Below are 14967 nucleotides of genomic sequence, written 5' to 3' on the forward strand. Positions count from 1 at the left end.
CTCGGCAATGGTGGTCGGGCAGGCGGAGATCGCCTGAATCATGTGTTTCAGGCCATCCTCGATACGCTTGGCTATCTCGATCTCGCCTTCGCGGGTGAGCAGTTCGACCGATCCCATTTCGCGCATGTACATGCGCACCGGGTCGGTGGTTCGACCAAACTCGGAGTCGACCGTAGACAGGGCCTGCTCCGCCTGCTCTTCAACATCCGCATCGTCGGCGCCAGCCGCTGGCGTGGCATCCGACATCAACAGAGTTTCGGCATCCGGCGCCTCGTCATAGACCTGGATGCCCATGTCGTTGAAGGTAGTGATGATGCTTTCTATCTGCTCGGCATCGACCACGTCGTCCGGGAGGTGGTCATTGATCTCGGCGTAGGTCAAAAAACCACGTTCCTTACCAAGCTTGATCAGCGTCTTGAGGCGCATCTTCCGCGTCTCATCGTCTACCGGTGCCGGTTGGCTCCCGACCTGCGCCAAGAGATCTGCCGTGGCCTTGCCCTTCGCCGCCTTCGTCGTTACCGCCTTTTCCCTTACCATGACCACTTCCCGAATAGCGTTAGACTGGAAAAACTTTTGATTATATCACACCTTAGGTTCGCACGCCGAACATACCACCCACCCCGAGCGCCGCCAAGTACTGGCGCTTTTCCTCGCTCGACAGCCCGCTCACGCCAAGCTTGTAAACCTTCTCTTGCAGGGTGGCGAAAATCCGCTTGTCCTGGGCTTCGCGCAGTTTCTGTAAAGCACCTTCAAACTCCGCGTCGACGCCCTCTTCGGCAAAAGGCTGCTGCAATAGTTCAGCCGCGGCCTGGCGCAGGATGTTCTCGTGCGCACTGCCCCTGAGTCTCTCGATCAGCGCCGAATAGGCCAGCTCCATCCCGCCGCTGGTGGATATCGTTTCACAGAGCAGGCGAATCGCCTTGGCTTCCGCAGAGGCGGCCGGCAGCAGGTCAAGGGGTAGGGCTGCCGCAAGTTGTGGTTTCTGAAGCAACAGACGCAGCAATGGGCGCAACAGCGAGGGCGGCTGTCGGGGAACTCGGGCTGGCGTCGAACGAACGGTGGCGCGCAACTCGCACAACTGCTCGACCTCGGTCTGCGAGAAGCCACTCGTCGCAGCCAGGCGTTTGACAATCTGGAGACGCAACAGGGTGGATTGCAGGCGACCGAGCAGCGGCTTGGCTTCGGATATCAGCTTGGCGCGCCCCTCGGCGCTACTCAGATCGCAGCGCTCCGACAGTTCGCGTAGCAGGAATTCGGATAGCGGCGTCGCTTCGACGAGCAGCCTCCGAAACCCGTCGGCACCGCGTTTGCGCACCAGACTGTCCGGATCTTCGCCCTCTGGAAGGAAAACGAAGTCGATGCTTTTCTGCTCGGCCACCACTTCGAGGCTGTTCTCGAGGGCACGCCATGCAGCCTTGCGCCCGGCAGTGTCGCCATCAAAGCAGAAGACGATCCGTTCGGTCTGGCGCAAGAGCTTCTGCACCTGCGTCAGCGTCGTTGCGGTACCCAGCGTCGCCACCACATTCTCCACCCCATGCTGTGCGAGCGCGACCACGTCGAGATAACCCTCGACGACAATCGCTGCCCGAGTCGCACGAATGGAAAGGCGCGCCTGCGGCAGACCAAAAACTTCACGGCCTTTTTCGAATAGCGGTGTTTCCGGCGAGTTGAGATATTTCGGCTCGCCCGGCCCCAGAACCCTGCCTCCAAAGGCAATCACTTCGCCCTTCTGATTGACGATCGGAAACATCACCCGCCCACGGAAGCGGTCGTAAAGACGCCCGCGTTCATCCTTGACGACCAGGCCGGCAAGTTGGAGCTCGGGGCTGTCATAGTCCTCGAATGCCTGAGCAAGGTTCTGGCCACGTTCCGACGCATAACCGATACCGAAGCGGCGTGTGATTTCGCCACTCAAGCCTCGTTCCTTCAGATAGCGGATCGCCTCGCCGGATCCCTTCAGTTGCGCGTAGTAGAACTTCGCAGCCCGCCCCATGACTTCAGCCAGCGTCTGCCGCCGGGGACCTTGTTGCGGCGCCTGAGCGCGGTCATCGGGAAGCTGCATGCCGGCGCGGCCGGCGAGTTCCTTGACCGCGTCGACGAAGCCCAGACCAGAGTACTCGATGAGAAAGCCGATCGCGTTACCATGGGCTCCGCAACCAAAGCAATGGTAGAACTGCTTGCTCGGGCTGACGGTAAAAGACGGGGACTTCTCGCTGTGGAAGGGACAACACGCGGCGAAGTTGGCACCGGCTTTCTTGAGCGGAACGTAGCCGTCGATCAGATCCACCAGGTCAATGCGGTACAGCAATTCCTGGATGAACGTGTCGGGGATCAACTGGCGTACCTCACGGCACCCGCCAAGCAAGAGCAACTGGTCAACCCCCCTCCATGCATGCCACCACTCGTCGCCAAGTCTTGCTCGGGTGGCTGCGATCCGCACATCACGGCTGGCAATTGCTGATCGTCGGCCCACCGGCGAGCGCCCCGCCGAGGGCGACCCAGGGCAACACTCCGGCCCTGCATGTTATCGGCCAGTAGGTCGAGCGGTGAGTCACCCGACCTGCAGGGGTGGGCAGCCTGGAGACTTTCGAGGTTGCCTTGACTGAAGGTGAAGGCCATTGTCAAGCTCCTTCCTCATCTCGACCACGGCACCAAGTAACGACCACACCTCACGCCGCCTTGTCATCAACGGCAACAGCCGCCCTGCCAGAGCCGGGCGGCTATCAAAGCTACAGAATTTCTGGTCAGTACAACTTTGGCGGCAGGGTCTGGCTGCGCATCCGCTTGTGGTGGCGCTTGACCGCGGCAGCCAGCTTGCGCTTGCGCTCTGCAGTAGGCTTCTCGTAGAACTCGCGAGCCCTCAACTCGGTCAACAAGCCGGTCTTCTCGACGGTACGCTTGAAACGACGGATGGCAACTTCGAACGGTTCATTTTCCTTGACGCGAATAGCAGGCATCGACTCTTCCCTGGTTCAAATTTAGGTCACAACACAGTTTAGCCGCGCATTATAATCACAGTTCTTGCAGACTTCCAAGCAAGTTTTCTCGATCTCCGGTGAGCACTCTGCACCTACCCGGGAGCAATGTAGGACGGGCAGACCGGGAAAGCGAGCCAACAACCCCGCGCTGCATGCCGCCGCGAAACTGTACTTTGACCGCCGCGGGGATGTACTCTAGCGCGTCTCCGGCACAACCGACGGCATCAGCCGCGGGAGCGTCGCGATACCCTTTTGCTCAGCCAGATATCCCTTCCCTCCTGCATTGAAAGGAAAAAAATGCAAACAAGTTTCGCTGACGGAATTCTCAACATCGCCATCACCGGGCCACTGATCCGGATCGACTTCGGTACGGCAATGCCGTCCAAGAACGCCGAAGGAAAGCAGGAAGTTCACCTCACCCAGAGCCATCAGGTGGTCATGCCCCTGGAGGGTTTCGTGCGCTCCTTCGGGTTGCAGGAGCAGATCGTCAGAAAGCTCATTGCAGACGGCGTGATCAAGGTGCAAGCACAAACGCCGCCATCCGACCTGATCAACACCTCGGGGCTGACACAGTAGGCTGGCAGGCTGGCCCGTGTTCGAGGTCGTTCTGGTACATCCCGAAATTCCACCCAACACGGGCAACGTCATTCGACTCTGCGCCAATACGGGGGCGCGTCTGCACCTGGTGAAGCCGTTCGGCTTCGATCTCAGCGAATACCGGCTACGACGCGCCGGTATGGATTATGCGGAGTTGGCGGCGGTCCTTATCCATGCCGACTGGGATACCTGCAGCAAAGCGCTGACCGAGCTGTCTCCGCACGGTCAGCGCTTTGCGCTGACCACCAGCGGCAGGCGTCATCCGGCCAGCACCGCCTTCCGGGCCGGCGACGCGCTGATCTTCGGCTGCGAAACGCGCGGCCTGCCCGCAGCCATCCTTTCCGAGTTCGCGAGCGACCATCGCCTGCGACTCCCGATGGTACCCGACAGCCGCAGTATCAACCTGTCGAATGCCGTGGCTGTCAGTGTCTATGAAGCCTGGCGCCAGATTGGCTATCTCGGCGGCACCTGACAGCCGTTCTCAGCCGATCCGTACGGACCTCCTACTCGTCTTCGAACCCTATGTCGCGCTCCATTAGCGCTGCAACGCCTTCGATCGGCGTCATGACACCATCCAGAACAGCGCAGACCCAGTCAGTAATCGGCATTTTGACACCGAGTGCAGCGGCACGGCGCTGAACTTCCCGCGCCGCCGGCACACCTTCGGCAACCTGACCCAGTTCCCGTGCAATCTGCTCCAGTGGTTTGCCGGCAGCCAGCATCAGACCGACGCGCCGGTTACGCGACAGGTCGCCGGTACAGGTCAGGATCAGATCACCCATCCCGGACAGGCCCATGAAAGTTTCGGCGCGCGCGCCGAGTGCCTTGCCGAAACGGGTGATTTCGTGCAGGCCCCGGGTGAGCAGCGCGGCGCGCGCGTTCATTCCCAACCCAAGGCCATCGCATACACCGGTGGCGATCGCCATGATGTTCTTGACGGCGCCACCGACTTCCGCACCCACGAGGTCGTCACCAGCGTAGATGCGCAGCCGTGGCCGCCGCAGGCTCTCGGCACAATGCAAGGCGAAGGCCGCATCGTTTGACGCGATGGTCACCACCGTTGGCAACCTTCGAGCCAGCTCCTCCGCAAAACTCGGGCCGGTAAGTGCACCACACTGACGTTCGCCAAGCACTTCGCGCACCACCTGATGCGGCAAGAGTCCACTGCCCCGTTCCAGGCCTTTGCAGACCCAAAGGAAGGATGTTGTACTGTGTGCTTCACGCAGATACTGCAGCGTCGTGCGCAAACCCGCCAGCGGAGCGGCAATCAGGATGAGTTCGGCTCCGTCTATTGCCTCGGCCAGAAGGGCGGTCGGATCGAGCGAGTCAGGAAAGCGATGCCCAGCCAGGTAACGGGAATTTTCGCGCTCAGCCTGCATTCGCTGAACCTGCTCGTGATTGCGTGCCCACAGAGAAACTGAATGAGCATCGGCGAAAGTGATCGCCAAGGCAGTGCCCCATGCCCCTGCGCCTAGAACAGCGATGCGCATAAAGCTTCCTCCTCTTTGATGGAACGACATGGCAAGAGTTCGACACGGCTCGCGTCCGGATCGACCGAGAGGGCTGAAGCGGCCTGCCCTATGTCCAGCAAAACCGGTGAGAACACTTCGCTCACCAGGACCGACTGCGCACCGAAACGGAAGTGTGAGCGACGTGCCCAGAGGGCATCGGGTGCCGGGAGAGCGGGTTGCAGGGCGCCGAGCGCTGGCCAGAACAAGGCATCGCGGCGATCGATCCGTCTGAAGTTCATCGCGCCACGGGCAAATCCGGCATGCGCGAAAAGCAGCGCGCCCAGCGACCGAGTGCCGAGACGAGCCAGCCAGCGCGTTAGTGGACCACGCGGATAACACGGCAAAACCGTGTGCGCGAAAACGACGATGCGGTCGTCACAACTGAGCGCCACCTCCCGCACCCAGGCCAGTTGATCTCGTTTGAGCCCTAGTGCCGCCGCTTCGTCAGCCGTTGGTCGAGCAAGTCCCTGATGCAGCACTTTGAGGCCGAAGCGCCCTCTGGCCTGGATGCGTGCCGTCAGCGAGCCCCGATCGCGTAGCCAGGGAAGAAACGGCGTACTGTCCGCGCTACGCATCAGACCGTCACGCCATGGCCGATCACTGGCTGCCTTCATTGTTGGGCTGTGGTCACGGCCCAATGCCGGCGGCTAGCGAGGCGGTGGAGACTTTTCGATACCGCCAAGGCGGACCCCCGGCTTGATGCCCTTGGTGACGAACCAGCCCAGGTTCATCTCCAGCGCAAAGCGCGCAGCACCCACGGCGCAGTGATTGTTTTCGGATTCGGGCTGCATGTCCTCTACGTTCAGGATGCGCCCTTCGTCATCGAGAAAGGCGACCGACAAGGGCACATGGGTGTTGCGCATCCACATGCAATGGCGCGCCGCCTGAGGGAAGACGAACAGCATCCCCTGGTTGGCCGGCAGGCTTCGGCGATGCATCAGGCCTTGCATCCGCTGCGCATCACTGACCGCCACCTCTGTCTCAATCCGGTACATGCCGACAGTCAACTCGATACGCGGCATCTGTGCGGCAGCGGGTGAGGTGGCCAGCACCAGCCAGATGGCAAGCAGAACGTAAACGGGGCCCGGCATGAGGAAATCCTTTGTTCTCAGGGTTACTCGGCGCAACCAACGTGCCGACAGGCGCTCGATCGTCGAGCCCGACGAGGTTGGACACTATTTCTTCCCCGCCTTGCCCTGTGCGGAAGGTGCGGGAGTCTTCCTGACAGCCTTGGTTGCACCGGGTGGACTGCCCGTCTGGGACTTGGCTGTGTTTTTGGTCCGCTTTGCAGTCGACACTTGCTTGGTCCCTTTGCCCGCTGCCTTGGCGTCGGCCTTCACCGTCGCTGGCGCGGCGGGTAGCTGCTTGGTGTTCTTGTTGGTCGTTTTGGGTGGCGCGCCAATGGCCTCGCCGAAGGTCACTTCCGCGTCCTCGTGTTCGGCAGCCTTCGGCACGGCCAGAGCAGACGCAGCGGCGAAAGACAGGAACAGATACACAATCATCGACAGAAACCGCTGCGGCAAGCCGCGGGTAGGTGTTCTCATAGTCTGTTTTCTCCAGACATCGGTACTGCTCGATGGCACGTCGGCAAGCGACGGCCACTTGCCCTGCTGGCACCCAACAGACAACTTCTGGTACGCCAGGCCGTTGAGCCTGGACTGCAAAAAAGAGGTGCCAGCCCGGAAGACACTGGACTGCCATGCCACTCAGTGGCTGGTCCCTTCGGAGCGGGTTATTTTATTCCACACGTTGTACTTGCCGACCGGCTTCCTGGCCGGTATGCGCTTCACCTCCTGCAGAGTTTGCGCATCGATTACCAGCAGCGCACCGTCCATTTCCCACAGGCTAGCCAGCGCGTAACGCCCATCACGGGTGAACTCCACGTGCGCCAGGGTCTGCCCCGGTTCCGCCCTGATCTGCCCGACGACTTCCAGCGTCTGTTTGTCGATGACCTGCAGGACATGTTTGTTTTCCTTGCTCATCATCGAGTCGGTGAAGGCGTAGCGCGACTTCTCGTGACTACGCATGAAAAAACCCGGTCCGAGGGTTCTGATCTGCTTGACGTTCTCGTAAGTGTCGAGATCAATCACCGTTACCAGACCCTCGTTGAGATTGGGTGATGCCATGACCGTTCGCTCACGCCCTGCAGGGTCCTTCCATTTCCAGGTGATTCCGGAACCAAGGTGAGGCATTCCCGGCAGGTCCAGATCGGCAACCTTCTTGCGCCCATCGAGTAATATCACCTGCCCCTTGGTGGCAGAACGCGAGGAACCGAGAATCTCGTCGTAGTTCTGAGTAAAGAAGAAATCGTCGAGATAGTCCTTCAACATGGTTCGCCGAGGGTAGAACATGCCCGGCTTGAACTCCCCTTCCTTGTACTGGAAATCGTGCACCAGGCCCTCCGCCACCGGCTCGGCCAGCGGATCGTAGCTGATTTCCCAGGCTTCCGGCACGTCCTTGAGAGCGGCGACGAAGCTTCTGCGCGGTGCCGCGTCATAGACCGCAGAAACGCGCGAGGTCTTGTTGCCCGCCGCGTTGAGCGTCGGAAAGATCTTCACCAGGGAGAGATCCCGTGCATCGAGCAACACCAGGCTGTGCGGCAGGTAGTTGGCGACCATCACCCACTTGCCATCGCCTGAAACCGCCGCGTTGCGCGTATTCAGTCCGGCGCGTATCTCGGCGACAACGACCAGGTTGTAGAGGTCGAACTTGCTGATCCAGCCGTCGCGCGAGGCAAAGTAGACAAAACGTCCGTCCGGTGAGAATTTCGGACCGCCATGCAGCGCGTAGCGGCTCGGAAAACGGTGCAGGCGCTCAAGCTTGTCGCCGTCCAGAACGGATACATGATGGTCGCCCGTCTCGACGACGACGAACAGATTGAGCGGATCGGCCCCCTTCAGCCCCGGCCCGGGCCACGCCGGCAGCGTGGCAAGGTCGGTGATGATCACATGCGAGCTGCGGATCTCCTCCGCACCCCATACCGGCGCTGGCGACGCCGGGGAGTAGATCCACTCGGCCAGTTGCTGTGCCTCATCACCCGTCAACCTGTCGGCGAAAGCCGGCATCTGGGTCGCTACGCGCCCTTCCCGGATCACCTTCAACGCCTCGGGCTTGCGCAAACGCTCGAGGTTCTCCGGTAGCAGCGCCGGGCCGACACCACCCAGACGGGTCTCTCCGTGGCAGGCTGCGCAGTGCTCGCCGTACAATGTCTTGACATCCCCCGCCGCCGCAGGCAGCCAGGGGCAGAGAAGAGCAGCAGCCAGCCAGATGCCGGCAAGGCGCAGAGGCCCGACCATCATGCCCTCCGTAGCCTGATGTGGGGTGTGACCATCAGGCGCTCACGACCGGGCGCAAGGCCGATCTCCTCGTCGTCAAGATAGCAACCCGGGTCCTCGGCCCAGGCGTCACCTGTCACTTGCTGCGCGCGAACGCGTGTATTGCCGTTGCAGATGTCGAAGTACTGGCATTCGCCACAGCGCCCGGATATGGTTCGCGGGAAGCGCTTCAGACCTGCCATCAGGGGATCCGAGAGATCCGTCCAGATCTGGGAGAAGGGGCGCTGGCGAACATTGCCCAGGTTGTAATGCCACCACATGGTATCCGGGTGGACGTTACCGAGATTGTCGATATTGGCCACGTTGACGCCCGACGAGTTGCCACCCCACTGTACCAGTCGGGCCCGCATGTTCGCCGCATTGGCCGGGAAGCGCCTGGTCACCCAATGCAGGAAATAGACGCCATCAGCATCATTGTTGCCGCTGGTGAACTCCTTGTGCAAACCGCGCTGCTGATAATCCCAGCAGGTCTCGAAGAGCAGATCCATCGCCCAGCGGGTCAGCCGATGTTGTGCATCTTCCTGGCGGTTCTTGTTGCCCCGACCGGCATAGTTCAGGTGCGAAAAGTAGAAACGGTCGATTCCCTCGTCCTCGACCAGTTCGAGCAGAGGCGGCAGATCCTGCGCATTGTCCTGGGTCATCGTGAAACGCACGCCGATCTTCAGACCCAGGTCGCGACACAGACGAATTCCCTGCAGGGAAGCAGCGAAAGCGCCTTTCATCTGACGAAAGCGGTCATGCGTCTCACCAATACCGTCAAGCGAAACGCCAACGTAATCGAAATCGCATGCCGCGATACGAGCAATGTTGGTCGCATCGATCAGGGTGCCGTTCGACGACAGGCCGACATAGAAGCCCAGGGACTTGGCATGCCGGGCAATATCGAAGATGTCCGGCCGTAACAGAGGCTCACCACCGGAGAGGATCAGTACCGGCACACGATAGCGCCGCAGATCGTCCATCACGGCAAAGACCTCGTCGGTCGTCAGCTCGCCGGGAAAGTCCTTGTCCGTGGAAATTGAATAGCAGTGCCGGCAGGTCAGATTGCAGCGCCGGATGAGATTCCAGATCACCACCGGCGCCGGCGGATTCTGTTTCGGTCCGGGTTGCCGGGGCGTCTGGAGTTCCTGCATGTACTGCGAGATGCGAAACATCGTGCAGTCCTCAAATGAAAGCTGCGTATTAGAGAGCAGCGGCGCAGAGCAGGTCTTGATATGGATCAACGATCCCGAGGATCTGCCAGGACCGCCGGTTCCATTCCACGATTGCGGCTTCTCGCTGCTCCCGGATGATCATGGCCGGCCAGCCTTTTTCAGACAAAGCGGTGACCACTCCGCTCAGCCGAACGCGCCTGCCTGTACATAGGCCATGACGCTATACACTGCCCCTACTGCACCGAGCAGAACCATCAGGCCATAGAAGGTGTTGCGCATCCGCTCGCCCTTGAGAAGCAGGCTTACGGCACCCATCACCAGACAGATCTGCAGGAAGAAAGTGGCTATGTCGAAAGTATCCCCCGCAGCCCCGAGAGTCGCTGCTTCCGCTTCCCATTCCCTGGCCCCCTTGACTTGGCCCAGCTTGCCACCTTCATCGAGAACCCAGTTCTCTTGCCCCACCGCTGCCGAGCCAAGGAGGATTTCCTTGCGCTCCTTCTTGTAACGGCCGATTTCCAGATCGAGATTGGACATCAGGTTACCCATCCTGCCTTCGGTTTCGGGCGGGATCACTCGCGACTCCAGAAGTATCCTGAGGAGGTCCCTCTGCCCCTCGACCAGTGATTGCTTGATTCCCTTCGCCTGATACCAGTCGAAGGCATTGGCTTTCTGGTTGTGGGCGATGATCTCGTCATCACCATACTTGCCCGCACCAAGATCGGTGATCGCCAGCACTGCAGCCAGAACCGCAAGTGTTAGGCCGCAGATCATTTCGAAGGTGCTGGACTTCTCGCCGTCGTCACTCATCGCGTATCTCCTCTCGCAATCGAAACGTGAAGGACGAATTCTATCCAAGCATGAAGATTTCGTGCGCCCAATCCGGTTCCAGCCCACGCTCGCGCTCGACCAGTCAGGCGCCTCATCCCCCATCACTTTCAACCGGGCGGACAGATGCTGGTGATGGCAGGAAACCCAAAAGGAAGCAGGGGGTGGTCGATCTCCGCGAAAAGCGCAGTTGCGTGTCTTCGTGGCCGAAACCGCGGTTTTTGTCGTCCGGGAACATCGGCCCGACACCCCGGCGCAGACCGTAGCCACGTACCGCCGCCGGCGTGGGAACTGTTCATGGCAATGATCCAGGGTGCTCCGTGACCGGCTTCATGCCAGACGCCAACGGGAATCTCGATGCCACTCTCGAACCGCCGCGCACCGACCTCGCTGCAAGCAACACCGAGGCCAAAGTCGGCAACCAGCCGACCACGACCTCAAGCAGGGCACGGGGCGCGTCGAACCCGAGGTTGGCCCCCCCCCCCGCTGCGACCAGCCAGATCAACGGCAGCGCCCGATCCCCCAGACGCATGCTCAACATCAGGAGTCTGCTTCAATAGTCGGATCGAGGCTATTGATTCGGTCAGAGAAATGTGCCCGAGTGATTTGCGTGACGCGCAATGACGCAAACGGGAACCTCAGAACCGATTCGGGCACATTTTTCGTGCTTGTCCTCTGAATGGTGCCGACGCTGGGCAATCTTCGCACGGATAGGAGGCATGTGCGCGGCTAGTAGCCCGCGAGATTCTCCAGCCGGAAAACCTGGTCTTCCTCATTGCGCCGGCTCTTGTCGAAGTACTTGACGGTCATGAACCGGCCACCATCATCCTGCGTCAGCATCAGTGGCACACCGTACCGCTTGTGCTCGGCCCTGATCTTGTCCAGTGTGCCATCGTCGTTAAGGATCTGCTTGCCCTTGGTTTCCACCAGCAGCAAGCCTCCGCCGGCAGCGCGGCCGGCCACTTTGACAACAAAATCGGGAAAGTAACGATCACCGCTCGGCATCACAATGCCAATCGACCAGGGTTTGCGCGGCTCGTTGCGGAACCAGTACTCGACCGTACCCGAGGTGTCGGCATCCAGTAGATCAGCAAACGCGCGCTCCGGCCCGTTCAAGTCCTGTGGCATCACGCCATACACATTGAGGCGAGATTTTTTTGCGCCGGCCGGTAGTTCAACATACTCGGGCAAGGAAGCAGAGTCGAACACTTCCTTGAATTTCGCCGCGCAAGTGCGGGCGGCGGTACGGATCAAGTGTGGATAAGCCGCCATGATGCGGTTCAGTGAGCGTTCAATTCCGGCATCGTCCTGCGGAATGCCGGTATGTTCAAACTCGGCTTTCAGTCGCCTCAGCAGCGCATCGTGCAGATCGCGTGGATCGAGATAGTCGGCGTCAAACATGACGCTCTGCGCCCGGCGCGCGATTTCGGCGTCGGACAGTCGTGCCTGCATCGCCTCGACTTTCTCGTCGCCCTTGAATAAATCCACGGTGTGGCGGGTTACTGTCACCGCCTGCCGTAGCCCCGCGTTGAAAACCTTGTGGTCGATGGCGACGTTAGCGGCGATGCAGGTCAGCAGATCGGAGGTGGACAGCGGCAGACGTTCCGAACGATGGACACGCGGTACATCGCCACGCAGCGCATACCGCCGATTGCTCGAAAGCAGGGGGCCAGCGCCGGCATTCCGTGGCGACTGCGGCACGGCTTCCGTGGGCATCAATACCAGATTGGTCAGAATCCCTGTCGGCTGCCACGCGGGTGACTCCGCTGCACGCTGTGTGCCATCTTGATCGTTGGTGACGTTCGATTCAGACGCCGACCATACCGGCGGCGTATAGGGCACCGACAACAATTGCGCCTGCCCATTGTGCGTCACCTGAATCTCATTGCGGCCAGCCACCTTGACCACCATCGTGAAGGGACAAACCTGCGACAGTTCGCTCTGAATCGCGTTGATCTTCTCGCCGGCATGCACCAGACCGCTCTGGTTCGCCGCATCGGCCAGAAACACATAACCGTAGCGCAGCATTTCGGGGAGTTTCTGTTCCAGCGTCGGCCCTTGCAGGCGACCATGCACGCGCAGGATGCGGCCGACCACCTGAATGCCGAAGTCCGTATCCCTGGCGCCGCGCATCGACACCAGCGTGAACGCGCGCGGCGCGTCGAAACCCAGCGCCACCGCCACCTTGAAGATCAACACTTCCTTCTGTTCGTCGATCGCCACCGCCAACAAATCGTCATTCGGATCATCCGCCGTGTACCAGGCGATTTTCGAGTCAGCGACGCCAAGCGCCGCAAGGCGCGTGCGCGCCTCCTGCACGGCCGCATTGCTGTTGCCCACCTGCACCAACATCAACGGCACCAGGCCCACACCGGCCGCCTGCAGACCTTGCTTGATGGCGCCGTGCATGCTCCAGCCGTCGGCCAACGCGGTCGCCGCGAAGTCGACCAGCTCCTTCTGGTCGTCTGCCGCCAGATAGGCGATGGACTTGATGCCATCCTTGATCAACCCGGCGTCCACCGCTTCCTTGCGACTCACGCAGATACGATGCAGGTGGCCGATGCCCGCCGCCTTCTTGAACTTGTCCACGTCCTGATCGTCCGGCGTGGCAGTAATCATCAGCGTGAATTCCGGTCGCAGCGTCTCGCGATAGAAGCGCACCGCCTCGCTCGCCCGCGCGAAACCGTGATGCGCCTCATCCACCACCGCGCCAATCCGGAAGCCATCGGCGCGCAATTCGGCAACCAGGTCGTCCAGCGCCAGTACGAATTCACCGCTGCTGCGCACCTTGCGCGTTTCCTTATTGGCCGCCGCCACCGATGCCCAGGTGGTGACGAACACATCACCGCTCCTGGTGCCGCGCGTCTTGCGATCGCCTTGCAGATCGCGCACGCGCAGCCCGACGAAAGTGGATTTGATCGCCCCCCTGGCCTGCTCGACCAGTCCGGCGAAGGGCGTGAACCAGAACCAGACGATGCGTGCGTTGGACTCCCGGTCGGGCGCGGCGAAGCTCTCGGCGATCATGCCGGCCATCAGCGTCTTGCCCGATCCGGTCGGCGCTTCCAGCAGCAGGCAGCCATTGAAAGCGGTCGCCGCGGCGCGACTGGCATTGTCGTCCGCCTGGCGCAACTGACTTTCGGCGTAGCGGAAAATCTCCAGCGCGTTGGCCACCGCTTCGCGCTGATACCCCTTCGGTGACGGCGCGCTCATGGCCGGCCTCCCGCCGCTGCTGAGCGCGCACCGAAGCGATTGACCAGAAACGCCGGGATCGCCTCGAATGCGATGCGCGGATCGGTCAGCCGCTGCGCCAGTAGCGCCGGCTGCCACGAATACACCACCGCCTGCCCGGCGGCATGGATCGCGGCCTGTAACGCCTCCAGCACCGCGCCGCTGAGCTTCGGCAGATAGATCACCAGGGCGCGCTGGCTGGCTGCCGTCTGCATCGGCGAGTCCGCCCGATAGCGGGTCAGTGGCACGTCATGGATCAGTTGCAGCGCCGTCCACACTTGTTCGTGCTCGATGCCACGAAAGACTGTTGCTGCCGGAATTCGCCGACAGCGCAGATAAGCGAATCCGCCTCCCAGCCCGGCGACTGCCTGACCTTTCTTGTTGTCGTAACCGGCGATCACGCGCCGCACGCGCTCGGCACACACGTCGCGGCAGAGGTTCTTGTCTGGCGCATCAGCCGTTACTTCGGTGCTGGAAACGAGGATGAAACTGCGCTCGCCACCGTCTTCCCTGTTCAAGTTCAACACCGCCTGCGCCGTGGTGCCCGAACCGGCGAAGAAATCCAGCACGATGTCGCCGGGATCGGTGGCGATGCGGAGGATGCGCTCCATCAGGGCGATTGGCTTTGGCGTAACGAACAATTCGTAACCACTTTCTGCGGCAAGAATATCGCTCAATTCCTGCTTCGAATGGCGTGTGCTCCCGACAGACTCCCATTTCCACAATGTTTGAGGTACGACGCCGTCGCGAACCTCTGATAAAAATCGTTTCACTCCCGGTCGGTTGTTGCCGCCTTTACCCCACCACACTCGGTTGTCAGCGTCGAGTTGGCGCAGCTTGTCTTCGCTTACGCGCCAATAACTTCCCGCAGGTGGGCCTTCGATTATTCGACCCGAAGGTGTGGTGATCGGATAGATACCCAAGCTATACGGATTGCGAGCAGCCAAGTCGCTCAATAGCCAAGAGCCGCGCGGATCGTTGTCTGGGTTCTTAAAGCGAGCATTCATAACGTCCGTGCGAGGCATCCTATTGGGTCGCCAGACAGTTTTGTTGAGCGCAAAGCAAATAATGTATTCGTGGTCGTCCGAGAAATGTTGTGCCGTGTTTTTCGGCGAATCAGTTAGTGCAACATGCTTTCTGTAAATTTCCTTCGAGCTGGAATGGCGTGGCCGAGTTGCCCGCCGCGATGCGGGCGCGTAGCGCCCGAAGAGCGGAGGGCGGCTCGGCAACGCGGCGCGAAGCCAGCCGGCCTGTATCCCAAGTGATTCTTTCGGGGCACTCTTACCCAAACCTTCGAAGGAGTCGACAAAATGGCGCAACGCGTCGAGCATCACCCCCT

General features: G+C 60.9%; 14 protein-coding genes. 2 read left to right on the top strand and 12 right to left on the bottom strand.

From position 1 onward, the window contains the following. The 3 genes from JNK99_RS02215 to rpsU all read right to left on the bottom strand — a co-directional run. On the bottom strand, window positions 1-537 hold a 537-nt coding region (locus JNK99_RS02215), incomplete at its 3' end, for an RNA polymerase sigma factor region1.1 domain-containing protein (RefSeq protein ID WP_291847996.1). Window positions 538-589: 52 nt separating this feature from the next. Then, window positions 590-2335 (bottom strand): DNA primase, encoded by a 1746-nt coding sequence (dnaG, locus tag JNK99_RS02220; protein WP_291847999.1) that lies wholly within the window; start codon window positions 2333-2335, stop codon window positions 590-592. A 409-nt stretch (window positions 2336-2744) separates the two neighbouring features. Then, window positions 2745-2957 (bottom strand): 30S ribosomal protein S21, encoded by a 213-nt coding sequence (gene rpsU, locus JNK99_RS02225; RefSeq protein ID WP_012807257.1) that lies wholly within the window; start codon window positions 2955-2957, stop codon window positions 2745-2747. Window positions 2958-3275: 318 nt separating this feature from the next. Between rpsU and JNK99_RS02230 the strand changes: the two genes are divergently transcribed. Then, complete coding sequence (locus tag JNK99_RS02230; RefSeq protein WP_291848024.1) at window positions 3276-3554, top strand: hypothetical protein; 279 nt, start codon at window positions 3276-3278, stop codon at window positions 3552-3554. Between the two features lie 16 nt (window positions 3555-3570). Beyond that, complete coding sequence (locus JNK99_RS02235) at window positions 3571-4047, top strand: tRNA (cytidine(34)-2'-O)-methyltransferase (protein WP_291848027.1); 477 nt, start codon at window positions 3571-3573, stop codon at window positions 4045-4047. A gap of 31 nt (window positions 4048-4078) precedes the next feature. On the opposite strand, the gene JNK99_RS02240 is transcribed toward JNK99_RS02235, so the two are convergent. The 9 genes from JNK99_RS02240 to JNK99_RS02280 all read right to left on the bottom strand — a co-directional run. Further along, entirely contained in the window at window positions 4079-5065 is a 987-nt protein-coding gene (locus JNK99_RS02240; protein ID WP_291848030.1) for an NAD(P)H-dependent glycerol-3-phosphate dehydrogenase, read from the bottom strand. After that, entirely contained in the window at window positions 5047-5661 is a 615-nt protein-coding gene (locus JNK99_RS02245; protein ID WP_291848033.1) for a chorismate lyase, read from the bottom strand. The genes JNK99_RS02240 and JNK99_RS02245 overlap by 19 nt, the downstream gene beginning before the upstream one ends. Before the next feature lie 72 nt (window positions 5662-5733). Continuing rightward, window positions 5734-6177 (bottom strand): DUF192 domain-containing protein, encoded by a 444-nt coding sequence (locus JNK99_RS02250; protein WP_291848036.1) that lies wholly within the window; start codon window positions 6175-6177, stop codon window positions 5734-5736. Window positions 6178-6261: 84 nt separating this feature from the next. Continuing rightward, window positions 6262-6792, bottom strand: coding sequence for a hypothetical protein (locus JNK99_RS02255; protein WP_291848040.1), 531 nt, complete (start codon window positions 6790-6792; stop codon window positions 6262-6264). Beyond that, entirely contained in the window at window positions 6793-8385 is a 1593-nt protein-coding gene (locus tag JNK99_RS02260) for a nitrite reductase (RefSeq protein WP_291848042.1), read from the bottom strand. Further along, window positions 8382-9575 (bottom strand): heme d1 biosynthesis radical SAM protein NirJ, encoded by a 1194-nt coding sequence (gene nirJ, locus JNK99_RS02265; protein WP_291848044.1) that lies wholly within the window; start codon window positions 9573-9575, stop codon window positions 8382-8384. Before nirJ ends, JNK99_RS02260 begins: the two co-directional genes overlap by 4 nt. Before the next feature lie 183 nt (window positions 9576-9758). After that, window positions 9759-10382: a DUF4337 domain-containing protein gene (locus JNK99_RS02270; protein ID WP_291848047.1), complete on the bottom strand. Its 624-nt coding sequence runs from the start codon at window positions 10380-10382 to the stop codon at window positions 9759-9761. 747 nt (window positions 10383-11129) lie between these two features. Further along, on the bottom strand, window positions 11130-13610 hold the full coding sequence (locus JNK99_RS02275; protein ID WP_291848050.1) for a DEAD/DEAH box helicase family protein: 2481 nt from the start codon (window positions 13608-13610) through the stop codon (window positions 11130-11132). Further along, a partial coding sequence (locus JNK99_RS02280) for a site-specific DNA-methyltransferase (RefSeq protein WP_291848053.1) occupies window positions 13607-14967 on the bottom strand: 1361 nt, incomplete at its 5' end. The genes JNK99_RS02280 and JNK99_RS02275, both read right to left, overlap by 4 nt.

The organism is Accumulibacter sp. (assembly GCF_016789985.1).
Taxonomy (GTDB): domain Bacteria; phylum Pseudomonadota; class Gammaproteobacteria; order Burkholderiales; family Rhodocyclaceae; genus Accumulibacter.

Coding starts and splice junctions, on each gene's coding strand:
- JNK99_RS02245 (WP_291848033.1), bottom strand. CDS start 5,661: ATGCGTAGCGCGGACAGTACGCCGTTTCTTCCCTGGCTACGCGATCGG.
- JNK99_RS02260 (WP_291848042.1), bottom strand. CDS start 8,385: ATGATGGTCGGGCCTCTGCGCCTTGCCGGCATCTGGCTGGCTGCTGCT.
- JNK99_RS02240 (WP_291848030.1), bottom strand. CDS start 5,065: ATGCGCATCGCTGTTCTAGGCGCAGGGGCATGGGGCACTGCCTTGGCG.
- rpsU (WP_012807257.1), bottom strand. CDS start 2,957: ATGCCTGCTATTCGCGTCAAGGAAAATGAACCGTTCGAAGTTGCCATC.
- JNK99_RS02250 (WP_291848036.1), bottom strand. CDS start 6,177: ATGCCGGGCCCCGTTTACGTTCTGCTTGCCATCTGGCTGGTGCTGGCC.
- JNK99_RS02275 (WP_291848050.1), bottom strand. CDS start 13,610: ATGAGCGCGCCGTCACCGAAGGGGTATCAGCGCGAAGCGGTGGCCAAC.
- JNK99_RS02270 (WP_291848047.1), bottom strand. CDS start 10,382: ATGAGTGACGACGGCGAGAAGTCCAGCACCTTCGAAATGATCTGCGGC.
- nirJ (WP_291848044.1), bottom strand. CDS start 9,575: ATGTTTCGCATCTCGCAGTACATGCAGGAACTCCAGACGCCCCGGCAA.
- JNK99_RS02230 (WP_291848024.1), top strand. CDS start 3,276: ATGCAAACAAGTTTCGCTGACGGAATTCTCAACATCGCCATCACCGGG.